Annotated in this window: 13 protein-coding genes; 8 read left to right on the top strand and 5 right to left on the bottom strand. The window is 47.4% G+C overall.

All coding sequences use genetic code 11. From position 1 onward, the window contains the following. The 6 genes from GF401_01230 to GF401_01205 all read left to right on the top strand — a co-directional run. On the top strand, positions 1–891 hold an 891-nt coding region (locus GF401_01230), incomplete at its 5' end, for a peptide ABC transporter substrate-binding protein (GenBank protein MBD3343665.1). A 64-nt stretch (positions 892–955) separates the two neighbouring features. Continuing rightward, positions 956–1,333, top strand: a complete 378-nt coding sequence (locus GF401_01225; protein ID MBD3343664.1) for a GxxExxY protein — start codon at positions 956–958, stop codon at positions 1,331–1,333. Positions 1,334–1,422: 89 nt separating this feature from the next. Further along, the gene (gene oppB / locus GF401_01220; protein MBD3343663.1) at positions 1,423–2,343 is read left to right on the top strand and encodes an oligopeptide ABC transporter permease OppB; all 921 of its coding nucleotides are present in this window, start codon (positions 1,423–1,425) and stop codon (positions 2,341–2,343) included. Further along, a complete protein-coding gene (locus GF401_01215; protein ID MBD3343662.1) occupies positions 2,340–3,209 on the top strand; it encodes an ABC transporter permease subunit in 870 nt (289 codons plus the stop codon). Before oppB ends, GF401_01215 begins: the two co-directional genes overlap by 4 nt. A 3-nt stretch (positions 3,210–3,212) precedes the next feature. Continuing rightward, on the top strand, positions 3,213–4,193 hold the full coding sequence (locus GF401_01210; protein MBD3343661.1) for an ATP-binding cassette domain-containing protein: 981 nt from the start codon (positions 3,213–3,215) through the stop codon (positions 4,191–4,193). Between the two features lie 2 nt (positions 4,194–4,195). Next, positions 4,196–5,218 carry an ATP-binding cassette domain-containing protein gene (locus GF401_01205; GenBank protein ID MBD3343660.1) on the top strand — a complete coding sequence of 341 codons (1,023 nt, stop codon included), beginning with the start codon at positions 4,196–4,198 and terminating at the stop codon, positions 5,216–5,218. A 147-nt stretch (positions 5,219–5,365) separates the two neighbouring features. Here GF401_01205 and GF401_01200 read toward each other — a convergent pair whose 3' ends face one another. Beyond that, positions 5,366–6,193, bottom strand: a complete 828-nt coding sequence (locus GF401_01200) for an alpha/beta fold hydrolase (GenBank protein ID MBD3343659.1) — start codon at positions 6,191–6,193, stop codon at positions 5,366–5,368. Positions 6,194–6,296: 103 nt separating this feature from the next. Here GF401_01200 and GF401_01195 point away from each other — a divergent pair, with 103 nt between their 5' ends. Continuing rightward, entirely contained in the window at positions 6,297–7,985 is a 1,689-nt protein-coding gene (locus GF401_01195) for a mucoidy inhibitor MuiA family protein (protein ID MBD3343658.1), read from the top strand. Between the two features lie 65 nt (positions 7,986–8,050). Next, the gene (locus GF401_01190; protein MBD3343657.1) at positions 8,051–8,395 is read left to right on the top strand and encodes a hypothetical protein; all 345 of its coding nucleotides are present in this window, start codon (positions 8,051–8,053) and stop codon (positions 8,393–8,395) included. Between the two features lie 82 nt (positions 8,396–8,477). Here GF401_01190 and GF401_01185 read toward each other — a convergent pair whose 3' ends face one another. The 4 genes from GF401_01185 to GF401_01170 form a co-directional block, all read right to left on the bottom strand. Further along, positions 8,478–8,888, bottom strand: coding sequence for a PIN domain-containing protein (locus GF401_01185; GenBank protein ID MBD3343656.1), 411 nt, complete (start codon positions 8,886–8,888; stop codon positions 8,478–8,480). Then, positions 8,885–9,139 carry a hypothetical protein gene (locus tag GF401_01180; GenBank protein MBD3343655.1) on the bottom strand — a complete coding sequence of 85 codons (255 nt, stop codon included), beginning with the start codon at positions 9,137–9,139 and terminating at the stop codon, positions 8,885–8,887. Before GF401_01180 ends, GF401_01185 begins: the two co-directional genes overlap by 4 nt. A gap of 224 nt (positions 9,140–9,363) precedes the next feature. Then, the gene (locus GF401_01175; GenBank protein ID MBD3343654.1) at positions 9,364–10,851 is read right to left on the bottom strand and encodes a T9SS type A sorting domain-containing protein; all 1,488 of its coding nucleotides are present in this window, start codon (positions 10,849–10,851) and stop codon (positions 9,364–9,366) included. Positions 10,852–11,141: 290 nt separating this feature from the next. Then, positions 11,142–11,440, bottom strand: a 299-nt coding sequence (locus GF401_01170; protein MBD3343653.1) for a sulfatase, incomplete at its 5' end; no start/stop codon positions are given.

The following is an 11,440-nucleotide window of genomic DNA, read 5'->3' as shown; positions in this document are numbered from 1 at the left end:
GAAAATGTCCGTTTAAATAAAATCCATTTTCACCCTATAGAAAGCGAACAGACCGAAGAGCGCGCGTTCCGCTCGGGCCAGTTGCATGTTACCAATAGCGTGCCGACACAGAAAATCGAACATTATAAAGAAAACGAGCCGGAGGCCCTGCGGATTGATCCCTATCTCGGGACCTATTATTACCTGCTGAATATTGACCGTTTGCCACTTGACAATATTCTTGTCCGCAAAGCCCTGTCGATGGCTATTGACCGGAAAGCAATAGTCGAGAATGTGCTCAAAGGAGGACAGCTCCCGGCCTATCATTTTACCCCACCGAATACAGCAGGGTATACTTCACAAAATCAGGTCGAGTCGAACCCGGAAATGGCACGGAAACTGCTCGCCGAGGCCGGCTATCCAAACGGCGAAGGGTTCCCCGCAATCGAGATTCTTTACAATACCCTTGAGTCGCACCAGCTTATCGCGCAGGCAATCCAGGAGATGTGGAAAAAAGAGCTCAATATCGGAGTTTCGCTTATCAATCAGGAATGGAAAGTGTTTCTGAATACCCAGAAAGAGAAAACATTCGACATCTCCCGCGCCGGATGGATCGGCGATTATAACGACCCCAACACATTCCTTGACATGTGGATTTCGGGCGGCGGCAATAATCACACAGGCTTTGCCAATGCAGCATACGACAGCCTGATCAAAGAGGCGTCTCTTGCAGACGACACCGACTCCCGTTTCTCATATTTCCAGCAGGCCGAGACAATTCTTATGGAACAGGTACCCGTTATCCCGATCTATTTCTATACAAGCCTTTCTCTGATACACCCTTCGGTTAAAGGATGGCACCCGACTATCCTGGATCATCATCCCTATAAGGCGGTTTACCTGGAAGAATAAAACCACAGATTGCACAGATTTACACAGATATATCTGATAGCAATATTTTAGAATGGAGTGAGAAATGGAGAACTTTCCTTTTAAGGATGAAACCTTTAAAATTAATGGCGCTTGTTTTGAAGTTTATAATGAAATGGGTTCTGGATTTCTGGAATCTGTCTATCAGGAAAGCCTTGAAATTGAGTTTGAGAATCAAAGTATACCTTATATATCGCAACCAGAAATTCGTATTAAATTTAAAAAAAGGGAATTAAAATCGAAGTACAAGCCGGATTTCCTTTGCTATGATAGAATAGTTGTCGAACTGAAATCCGTCAGCAAGTTAACCGATGAACATCGTGCACAAATATTAAATTATCTAAAAGCAACAAATATGAAAATCGGCCTATTGATAAATTTCGGCCATTTCCCAAAACTTGAATATGAACGTTTTATATTATAAAAATCTCTTAAACAGCTTTTTTAATTCTTACATTATCGATAATTCTATTTTCTTGTATCTGTGATAATCTGTGCAATCTGTGGTTGTTTATGATTTCATTTATAATACGAAGAGTAATCGAGACCATCCCGACACTGCTTATTATAGCGACGGTGACCTTTTTCATGGTGCGCCTGGCGCCGGGTGGGCCGTTTTCATCGGAGAAAAGTGTCTCGCCCGAAGTGCTTGAAAATCTCAACGAGCATTACGGGCTCGATAAGCCGATCACCACACAATATGTCAACTATCTTGCCAATATTCTGAAAGGCAACCTGGGGCCATCGTTCAAGTATCCCAACCGGACTGTCAATGAACTTATCGGCAATTCATTCCCGGTGTCGATGCAGCTCGGGTTGCTTGCCTTGATCTTTGCGCTTTTCCTGGGGCTCAGCGCAGGCATTATCGCCTCGCTTCGATCCAATTCCATGGCCGATTATGTGCCCATGACTTTTGCCATGGTGGGAATATGTATCCCGACCTTTGTTGTGGGCCCTTTGCTCGCCCTGCTTTTCGGGTTGAAACTCGGATGGGTGAATGTGTCCGGATGGTACTCTTTCAGCGATCGTATTCTCCCGGCAATCACCTTGGGGCTTCCGTACGCAGCCTATATCGCCCGGCTGAGCAGGAGCGGCATGCTGGAGATTCTTCCGCAGGATTTTATCCGCACCGCCCGCGCCAAAGGTGTACCCGAATGGAAAATTATCCTCAAACATGCACTCAAAGGAGGACTTCTTCCGGTAGTCTCCTTTTTAGGTCCGGCAACTGCAGGCATAATCACCGGTTCTTTTGTTGTGGAGACCATTTTCCAGGTGCCCGGCCTTGGTCGCCATTTTATCAATGCTGCATTTAACCGCGATTACACCATGGTGCCGGGCATTGCCCTGTTTTATGGCTCACTGATGATCGTTTTCAACATGCTTGTCGATATCACTTATGCATGGCTCAACCCCCGTATCAGGCTTGGTGAATGATGAAACCGGACATCGAAAAAGGAACCTCGTTGTATAAAGATGCCTTTTACCGCCTGGTAAGGAACAAGGCTGCCGTGTTCGGCTTTTTCTGCCTGATAACGACGATACTGCTGTCGCTGCTGGCGCCACTGATCGCGCCCTATTCCTATTCCGCACAGGACCTGGCACTGGGGGCATCCGGTCCATCCATGAAACACCTTCTGGGAACCGATATTTTAGGACGAGACCTCCTGACCCGCATTCTTTACGGAGGGCAAATCTCCTTCCTGGTCGGTTTCAGCGCAACCGCGGTTTCACTGGTTATTGGTGTTCTCTATGGCGCGGTTTCGGGCTACCTGGGCGGAAAAACCGATTCTGCGCTGATGCGTTTTATCGATATCATGTATGCCTTTCCTTTCACCATTTTCGTGATCATTCTCATGGTGTTTTTCGGAAGAAATATCGTACTTTTGTTCTGCGCAATCGGTGCGGTTGAGTGGCTGACCATGGCGCGGATAATCAGAGGCCAGGTGCTGACCTTGAAAAAACAGGAATTTATCGAAGCCGCTGCTGCAATGGGCCTGCCGCTTCACAAAATTGTAGTCCGTCACCTGATACCCAATGTTTTAGGACCGATAATTGTTTATACGACATTAACGATTCCGCAGGTCATGCTGCTTGAGGCATTTCTCAGCTTTTTAGGTCTTGGCGTACAGCCGCCCATGAGTTCCTGGGGGCTTCTTATCAAGGAAGGCGCCGATTCGATGGAACAGTACTGGTGGCTCCTGATCTTTCCGGGACTGGCGCTGTCGATCACGCTGTTTTCTCTGAATTTTTTAGGTGACGGCCTTCGGGATGCTTTAGACCCCCGGGCGGCAAAGGATTAATCGATGTCTCTGCTTTCCGTCAAAAATCTTCACACCTCCTTTTATACCCGTAACGGTATCGTGCGCGCGGTTAACGACATCAGCTTCTTTATCGACAAAGGAGAAACGCTGGGCATTGTCGGAGAGTCGGGATCGGGTAAGTCGGTGCTCTGCTATTCGATTCTCGGACTGATTCCGCAGCCACCGGGCAAGATTGAAAACGGAACAGCGCTCTTTGACGGCTGCGATGTGCTTCACTGCCCTCAAGGTAAGCTGCGGTCGATCAGGGGAAACCGTATCGGTATGATATTCCAGGATCCCATGACCTCGCTCAACCCTTTTCTCCGCGTGGGCGATCAACTTGTCGAGCCGCTCAGAATTCATCGAGGGCTCTCGAAAAAAGAAGCTTTTGCAAAAGGTATCGATGCACTCAATGAGGTTGGTATTCAGGATGCTTCCCGACGGATGGCGCAGTATCCGCACGAATTTTCCGGCGGCATGCGCCAGCGGGTGATGATCGCCATGGCGCTGATAACCCGTCCGGACCTCCTTATCGCGGATGAACCTACCACCGCTCTGGATGTCACGGTGCAGGCACAGATTCTTGAGCTGATCAGCGCGCTCCAGAAAAAGCACAACAGTGCCGTTATCCTTGTGACACACGACCTCGGCGTTATTTCGAGCAGTTGTAAACGGGTTATTGTCATGTACGCGGGGAAAATCATGGAATCGGGAACAACAGAGAAGATTTTTCTTCATCCGCAGCATCCCTATACGCTTGCACTGCAGAAATCCATGCCCTCATTTGCTCAAAAAGGCGAAGAGCTGTATACCATACCCGGTCTTCCACCGGATGTATCGAAGGAAACACAAGGATGTCCCTTTGCTCCACGATGCGAATTCCGCACGGAAAAGTGCGAGAGCCATCCATGCCCGTTGAAGAAAAACGAAAACGGGCATGCAACTGCATGTATTCGAATAAACGATAAAGAAATAAGATTATAATTATGACTGAACCTGTCCTTACCCTGACTGATATCAAAACACATTTTCCGCTCTACAGTGGAGCGATTATTAAACGACGGTATGGTGAAGTGCGCGCTGTTGACGGCGTCGGTTTATCGCTTGCCCGGGGTGAAATATTCGGTCTGGTCGGTGAATCGGGGTGCGGGAAATCGACTCTTGCGCGCACGATCATTCACCTGACCCCTCTTACCGGCGGACAGATTCACCTGCACGGCAAAAACATGAGCAGGCCCTCCAGAAATGAAATGAGAAAACTCCGGAGCACGGTACAGATGATCTTTCAGGATCCTTATGCCTCCCTTGACCCCCGCATGACCGTGTTTGATTGTATTGCCGAAGCAGTTCAGATTGAAAACCGCTATTCCCGGAAAGAGCGCTTCGACAGGGTTGCCGAACTCATGGAAATGGTAGGACTCGCACCAAAATACATACTGAAATATCCACATGAATTTTCGGGTGGGCAGCGCCAACGAATCGCCATTGCCCGAACTCTGGCACTCAAGCCGGAAATCATTATCGCCGATGAGCCGGTCTCGGCGCTCGATGTCTCCATTCAGGCACAGATTATCAACCTCCTTGCAAAACTCTGCACCGACATGTCGTTGACCATGCTCTTTATCTCGCACGACCTCTCGGTGGTCAAGCATATTTCGCAGCGGATTGGCGTGATGTATCTCGGTAAAATCATGGAGACCGGCCCTGCAACCGATATATTTACTGAGCCGCGACACCCTTACACAAAAGCCCTTATCAGCGCCGTGCCCCTCGTCGACTTTCATAAAGAACGCAATCGCAAGCGGATCATTCTCTCCGGCGATCCCCCCTCACCGATCAACCCGCCCTCAGGATGCCCCTTTCACCCCCGATGCCCTTTTGCAAAGCAGGAATGCGCCGTAACTGTTCCCGCGCTCGAGGGCCTGCATGACAAACCGGAACAGATGGTCGCGTGTATTCGGAAATATGATGAGGATGTTGTGGGGAAAGGGGGTCAGGGCTGGAAATGAGCGCACGAGCGCACGAAGTTACGAGCGTACGAGAGGAGCAAACAATCGTCCTTCTCCTCGTCCCGCTGTGCTGAGCCCGCGACGCACTGTGACACACTGTCGAAAGGAGCGTGTAGAAGTATCGAAAAATCCTCCCCGGAATCCTGCTTACTCAAGGGATTCCAGAAACTGCAGTATCGGCGCAACGACCTTGTAGCCTCTGCTTTCATTGTGCAGCTCGTGACTCAGGTTTTCGAATTTGAGCGCAATGATATCAGGAGATAATTCTTTCGCCCGCGCAACATCGTTGTCGCAAATCCAGTCGGATTGAAGCAGCATCACGGGGCAGGTGATTTTGGTAAGATCATCGGTGCAGTCGTACTGCAGGAACCATTGTTCAAAAGCTTTCAGTGCTTCGGGATCGACTTTGCGGCGGCTCTGCGCCCAGTAGCGATAGAATGCAGGATCTGCGCCGGGGAACCGCTTGCTCAGGAGCGCTGCGAGTTCATTGACGCTGAATGAATCGCCGGCCAGTTGTTTCATCGAAGGCGTTTTTGAGACGCGGGACCGGATCGTTTCTGAGAACATCGGAGAATCGCCGATAACAAGCGCTTTCACCGAAACTTTTGCAGCGACACGCATGGCAACCATGCCTCCCAGAGAGTGACCGAATATGATCGGAGTCTCTTTTATCCGTTGAGCAATAAGTGCCGAAACATCCGTGGCATAGTCATCAACTGCATAACTGCCGTCGGCCCGTCCGGATTCCCCATGTCCCCTGAAATCCAGCGCGAAAATATGCCGTCGTGGGAGCAGAAAAGGAATAATCGGCAGAAACGACTGCCACCGGACGCTGATCCCGTGCAAAAGAATGAGCGGTGGTCCGTTAGGGGGCCCTTCGGTGTAGTGAAGGCGGATTTTGCCGGATGAAAGGTATTTGCTTTGTAGAATTTTTCTCTCCCGATCGGATTTTCCGGAACTTTTTGTCGATTTGATGGTCTAAAAATAAGTAATTTTGATGGGCGAAAGTAATTTTAATTGTTGAATCGTATCAATCCGGTATATTTTATAAATCATCAATATTGCAAGGAGAAGATTTATGAAAAAGCGTAACAGCAGTATCTTCAGCACTGTTCTATTATCGTTGGTGCTTTTAATCGATGCTCAGGCAGCATCCCCTGAACCGATCAGTTCAACTATCACCGACGTAACGGTTTATTCCGATCGTGCGCTGGTCCTGCGAACAGGATCGCTCAGTCTATCCCCCGGCAAGCATGTTATCAGTTTCGAGAATCTTCCCAAAGCGATCGACCGTCATTCAATACAGGTAAGCGGTACCGGAAACGCTGTTTTGTATGATATCCGGTTTCTTACAAAGCATCTCGATGGCCTTGATTCGACAGCCCATAAAAAGCTGTTGATGAGAAAAGAGACGCTTGAGGATTCTCTTGTTTTGTGCGACAATCTCACTGCGCAGGCCCAGGCCGAACGGACATTTGTCGATAATATCACCAAAAAGCTGACAGCGGTTGCCCAGGAAAAAGATACTCCAGTGGAACTCGATCCCGATAAATGGATTAAAATGGTTGATTTCTACCGCTCGAAATTGAGTGAACTGGACAAGGAAACCAGATCGACGGTGCATCTCAAAAGGGAGCTGAAAGAACGCCTTGACAAAGTTAACAGGGAAATACAGGATCTGGGCGTGCAGAAAAGCACAATGAAAAATGTCGTTGAAGTCACCGTTAATCAAAAGAATGCGGGGACGCTTAAACTAACGCTTTCATACATTGTTCACGGTCCAACCTGGTATCCGTCCTATGATCTCCGGGCATCGACCGCAAAAAAGTCCATGACCGTTGTCTACAACGCCATGGTGCGGCAAAGCACCGAAGAAGACTGGAAAAATGTCAAGCTCAATCTCTCAACGGCACGGCCGTCGGTAAGCGGCCGGCACCCCGAGCTGCAGCCCTGGTATGTGCAGCAATCACGGCCGGTAGTTTATTCGAGCCGTGGGCTCTCCAAAGCAAAGCGGGCTGCGGCCCCCAGCGCCATGGCCAACCAGATGTTTATAGCTGAAGAGGCCGAAGCGCTGGGCGATCTGGCGCTCGAACCCGAACCGGTGATGGAAACCCGGAGCGCAACAGTCGAAACAAAAGCGACCTCGGTTGTCTACGCAATTAAAGGAAAATCCACAATCGAGTCCGACAACCAGGAGCACCGGGTCAGTGTCACCGCACTGGATTTCCCGGTATCGTTCCGTTACTCTTCTGTTCCAAAGCTTGCGCCGAATGCATATCTCAAAACGAAAGCAACCAACACAAGTGATTTCATGCTGCTTGCCGGAAAAGCCAATATTTTCATGGATGACAACTTTGTCGGTAATTCACAGATGGATCAGGTGTCGCCCTCCGAAGAATTCTGGACATTTCTCGGCGTCGATGACGGAATCGGGATCGAGCATAAGCTTATCAAAAAGTACCACTCCAAAGAGGGCGTTATTAACAAGAAGAAAAAGCTGATCTACGAATATCTTATCACGATCAAATCGAATAAAAAGAACGAAGAAGAGCTTGTTGTGTGGGACCAGATACCTGTCTCGAATAATAAAGAGATTGTCGTTTCATTGATAGAGCCCGATATAAGCGACAAGACAAAGGATATCAAGATGAACGAACATAATTATATCGAATGGTTTTTCAAGGTTAAACCCGGGCAGGAGCTGAAAGTCCCGTTCAAATTTTCGGTTGAATATCCTGAGGGAATGCAGGTTGATGGGCTGGAGTGAAAATCCGCTAAAGGTTTTTTCTTGTTTTTTCGATAAAAGGAATAAAGCAACAGAAGGAAAGACCTATGGAAAATCAGAATATCAAAAACAGCCCATTTTCGCGCTCTATCCAAAGCCCTTGTATCACCATTGATGTCCCTGCATATCTTACGCCCTGGGATGTTGAGGATGTGATTTTTAAATCCCTCAGAAAAATGGACCGGGCCGACGCCGTATATATCATTGATTTTTCATCGGTTAAAAATATCTACAGCGCGACGGCAAAACTTATTCTTCGCCTCTATGACCGTGCAAAACGGCTCAACGCGCCCCTTCATATCGCCAATACCTGTCAACCGGTACAAAATGCACTTAAAACGCTGAAAATCGATGAGCGTGTGCCGGTGATGGATGAGGTTGCGGTTATGTAGGAAGGAATGGGGACGGAGCTAGTTTAGAAGTTTAAGCAGATTTGTATTTTTGTTCGGTTCGCGATTCCTTAAACTTCTAAACTTATTCCGTCCCCAAATTTTCTGCATCCCACATTCTAAGCCCCGGAACATTATCGAAATGATTGTCATATGAAACCATCACCGAGCCGGTTTCCAGCGCATGGGCTGCAATCCAGATATCATTGATTGGAATCGGGGCGCCGGCCAGTTTGAGCGACTGTTTTACCTGCGCAAAAAAGACCGCAGTATCAAATGTGGCATTGAGGATTTTGACCGTTGACCGGGTGAGAAACTTATCGAGAATCTTTTTGTTGTCGCGTTCCTTATTTCCACCTTTAAATCCGAACAGCAGCTCTCCTACAACAAATGTTGACATATATACAATGTCGGCATTCGCAATCTGCTCAAATACCGATTGATCGCCGGCCATCAGGCGAGAATATGCATTCGTATCGAGCAGGACCTTGCTCATTCCCACTCCTCAGGCTCGATTCTCCGCAACTCCTGCACCGCTGTTTCAAACTCCCGTTCCTCTTCTTTAGACCAGACGCCGCAGAATTCCCTGAACTCATCCGCATGCTTGCCCGGAGCCGGCTTAATACCCAAAGACTGCTCAAGAAGCTTTTTTATCAGCTTATTCAGGCTCGTTTTTTCCGTGCGGGCTTTAGAACGAAGCATTCTCTCCAGAGGACCATCAATATTGTGAATCGTTATTGAACTCATACTTACCTTCTTTGGAATCACTTAATGAATCATATAATGGTTCAATTATTATTGAATTATAGTTTATTCTAATCCTTTATGCAACCCTTTAGAAATTTTATTGAGTCCTCTGATAAAAAAAAAGGCAACTTCTCCGATCCCCCATCGGAAAAGCTGCCTTGAATTAACTTAAAATACGATTCTGAGTATGCCTGTTTATCGCTAAAAGGCGCATACTGCCAGCATTACATTTTAATCATCTTTTCGGTAAATACTATCCCATCATTGTCTTTTACAGTTATCATATTGACACCCCGGTGGAGAATCGACCGGGAAACACGTATCTGTTGACTTTGGATCTTTCGTGAATAGATAAGCTTACCAAGCCCGTTGTACACCTCAATCCGTACATTTTTTCGCTCACTTAAGGAAAGCGTTAAACCATCGGAAGAAGACTTGTTAATTTTAATACCACGGCAATCTTTAACCCCGACATTCTCCCAGAGAGCGTTCATTCTCGGATCGATTTCGGTATCGGTGCCATCGATTGTATAGGTGTCACGATTATTGAAGTCGTCGATATATCCGGGAGCGATATCTTCGACCGGATCGCTGATCCAGATGTCACCGTGCCAGGCGATATATGCAATGCCATCAGGATTATTAATAGTATCGAACTCGCAATAATTATGACTGAAAGGCATTGTCTGTTCTCGAATGAAATTGAGTCCTATAATATTTGCGCCATTACTGCAATCTCTTCCTTCCGGCGCCCACCCGGTTACCATTAATGCCCAATGGTCGGAATTGCAAGACCATCCTCCAAGCGTAAGATTCCCTCCGCCAATCACCTGTTGTCTCCCCACATAGATTCCGTTATCATTGTCATAAATTTCGTTAATAAGGGATGAATCAAGGGCCCAGTCATCCCACATATACCACATACTGTCTCCACCCATCCAGATAGCGCCGACATTGCCGTCAACGCCGACAGTCTGATCCTGGCTTATAGACATGTTAACCGTATCCACATTGTGTATTGCAACACGGGAATGATAGCCGTTATTATTATTAATGCAATAAAGCGCCGAAGGAGAGATACCGTGTCCGCAGCCACCAACATAATCATGCCACTGGGAAATTGTTTGGGATGATGAAATATTATCTGCATTCGGAAGTCTTGTCCAGGCACCATCCCCTTGATAGGCGCCGATCAGGATTTTTGCATCTCCGGATAATTGAAATTGATTTGATTGTGCCGAAGTAGAAGCAACATGCTGCCGGTCTCCAGTCTGTACATTCACCCGGTATATTTCGTTATTCGATTCCGAATTAGTAAACCAAACCCATTCTCCCCGGGGCCATTCCAGGAGTGCTGACCATATTTTCCCGTTTCCCATATCACCGCCACTGGGAACGGTACAGAGTTTTTTAACTGTCTTGTTCACTCCTCCGATCGTGGCAACCGCAACGTGCCATCCGCCATCATTGTATAAAAAGGCACAATGGGTTCCATAGGAATTGATCTGCGATGAACGTGCATCCAGACGGTTATCGGTGGTTACCAGAAAAATCGAATCGACCCATCGATTGTCTTTAATAATGTTTGCCTGGATACCGTCAATTTCACCATTGTAATCGCAAACACTAATTCCGGATACGGCGTTACTGTTTGAGTAAAATGACAGGAAAATACAACAAAATGCAGAAAACGAAAAGAAAAGCCTTTTCATGGAACGCTCCCCCTGATTTGAGATTTAAAAATTGCAATACCCTTTTGCTTCATGACCCTGAAACTGACAGGACACCTTTTGCTTATACTTCATAATATAATGGAAACCGGGCCAATATTCAGAAATTATTTTAAGAAATTTTCATGGTAAACGGTCCTTTCAACCTGTAAAAGGGGCTAAAATTCCAGCAGTGTCGATTATGGTTAATCAGCAGAAATCTGAATAAAATATTTAGAACACAGTCAGGTTCGAGCACCTGTTCGAATGACCAACCCCCTAAAAGCTTTGCTTTATCGTACTGTAAATTCAGCACTCCGCTCTACGCTCTCTTTGTATCCAATCCGGATCGCTTTTGCCCGTAGGGCTGTCGTACCTTTCTCCAGTTTTATCGGCCCGGTATACAGAAGCCAGCGGGGATTTTCTCCTTTATCGAACGAACAGGCAATCGATGATCCCTGCGTTGCGCAATGAATTTGAAGCGCCAACGGACCTTTGAATGTGCCGCCATCGGAAGCGGGATCGATACCCGGGGTGTCTTCACAAATTGGCACAAATACCGGCGGGGCGGTCTGCGGCTGAACTCCCGATG

The organism is Chitinivibrionales bacterium (assembly GCA_014728215.1).
Lineage (GTDB): Bacteria > Fibrobacterota > Chitinivibrionia > Chitinivibrionales > WJKA01 > WJKA01.
Note: the sequence above shows the minus strand (reverse complement) of the source record. Positions and strands in the feature narration are given on the sequence as shown.

What these genes read in the sequence shown, in the direction of transcription:
- GF401_01195 (MBD3343658.1), top strand. Translation starts at nt 6,297, where the DNA reads ATGAAAAAGCGTAACAGCAGTATCTTCAGCACTGTTCTATTATCGTTG.
- GF401_01215 (MBD3343662.1), top strand. Translation starts at nt 2,340, where the DNA reads ATGATGAAACCGGACATCGAAAAAGGAACCTCGTTGTATAAAGATGCC.
- GF401_01190 (MBD3343657.1), top strand. Translation starts at nt 8,051, where the DNA reads ATGGAAAATCAGAATATCAAAAACAGCCCATTTTCGCGCTCTATCCAA.
- GF401_01175 (MBD3343654.1), bottom strand. Translation starts at nt 10,851, where the DNA reads ATGAAAAGGCTTTTCTTTTCGTTTTCTGCATTTTGTTGTATTTTCCTG.
- GF401_01225 (MBD3343664.1), top strand. Translation starts at nt 956, where the DNA reads ATGGAGAACTTTCCTTTTAAGGATGAAACCTTTAAAATTAATGGCGCT.
- GF401_01185 (MBD3343656.1), bottom strand. Translation starts at nt 8,888, where the DNA reads ATGAGCAAGGTCCTGCTCGATACGAATGCATATTCTCGCCTGATGGCC.
- GF401_01205 (MBD3343660.1), top strand. Translation starts at nt 4,196, where the DNA reads ATGACTGAACCTGTCCTTACCCTGACTGATATCAAAACACATTTTCCG.
- GF401_01180 (MBD3343655.1), bottom strand. Translation starts at nt 9,139, where the DNA reads ATGAGTTCAATAACGATTCACAATATTGATGGTCCTCTGGAGAGAATG.
- oppB (MBD3343663.1), top strand. Translation starts at nt 1,423, where the DNA reads ATGATTTCATTTATAATACGAAGAGTAATCGAGACCATCCCGACACTG.
- GF401_01210 (MBD3343661.1), top strand. Translation starts at nt 3,213, where the DNA reads ATGTCTCTGCTTTCCGTCAAAAATCTTCACACCTCCTTTTATACCCGT.